This window comes from Promicromonospora kroppenstedtii DSM 19349, assembly GCF_000515355.1.
GTDB classification, from domain to species: domain Bacteria; phylum Actinomycetota; class Actinomycetes; order Actinomycetales; family Cellulomonadaceae; genus Promicromonospora; species Promicromonospora kroppenstedtii.
The window spans coordinates 59,757-60,560 of sequence record NZ_KI911665.1 but is presented as its reverse complement, the minus strand read 5'-3'; the positions used below and the strand labels follow the sequence as shown (position 1 = coordinate 60,560).

The 804-nt window shown below is 73.9% G+C and carries 2 protein-coding genes; both read left to right on the top strand.

All coding sequences use genetic code 11. From position 1 onward, the window contains the following. On the top strand, positions 1–499 hold a 499-nt coding region (locus PROKR_RS12645), incomplete at its 5' end, for an MmyB family transcriptional regulator (RefSeq protein ID WP_036963727.1). A 68-nt stretch (positions 500–567) separates the two neighbouring features. Beyond that, positions 568–804: hypothetical protein (locus PROKR_RS34765; RefSeq protein WP_036963725.1), on the top strand; the 237-nt coding region annotated here is incomplete at its 3' end.

The following is an 804-nucleotide window of genomic DNA, read 5'->3' as shown; positions in this document are numbered from 1 at the left end:
CTTCGACGTGCTCGCGGTGAACCGGCTCGCGGAGGCCCTGTCGCCCACCCTCCGCGTGGGCCGCAACCGGCTCCGCGACCTGTTCCTGGACCCCGCCGAGCAGGCGATGCACCCGGACTGGCTCGACGTGGCGCCCAAGATCGTCGCCCGGTTCCGCGAGGCGGTCGGCACGGACACGGACGAGCGAGCCGAACGGCTCGTCGGGGAGCTCTCGCTCGCCTCGGAGCGGTTCCGTACCCTCTGGGCGCGGCACGACGTGAACCTGGGGCGGCCGCACGTCACGCGCATGCTGCACCCGCAGGTCGGTGAGCTGGAGCTCGACATGGAGAAGCTGTCGATCGCCGGGACCGACCGGCAGATGGTCGTGCTGCTGCACGCCGCGCCGGACTCGCCGAGCGGGGAGCGGCTCGCCCTGCTCGCGTCGCTGGCGGCGTCGGCGGACGCGCCCGACGACGTCGCGGTGACGCGTGCGGAGCCGCAGGGGACCGCCCGCGAATAGTGTGCCAAGCGCACCCGGCTGTGGATAACCGGCTCGCGGTGTCGGTGGCTGCTCCTAGGATCGATGACGTGACCAAGGACCCCTTCGCAGACCTCCCCTTCGCCATGGAGGAGCCGCCCGACGACGCCCACCTGACCGACGTCGGTGACCCGGGGCTGCCGCCGTCCGCGCGCAACACGCCCGAGGCGCAGGCGGCCAAGCTGCAGATGCTGCGTGGCCTGCTGCCCGACGGTGGCGTGGCGGCCGCGGCGCCGGTCCGTCGGTGGCCGCCGGCCGAGCCGGTGGAGCAGGACGTGGAAGGGGTC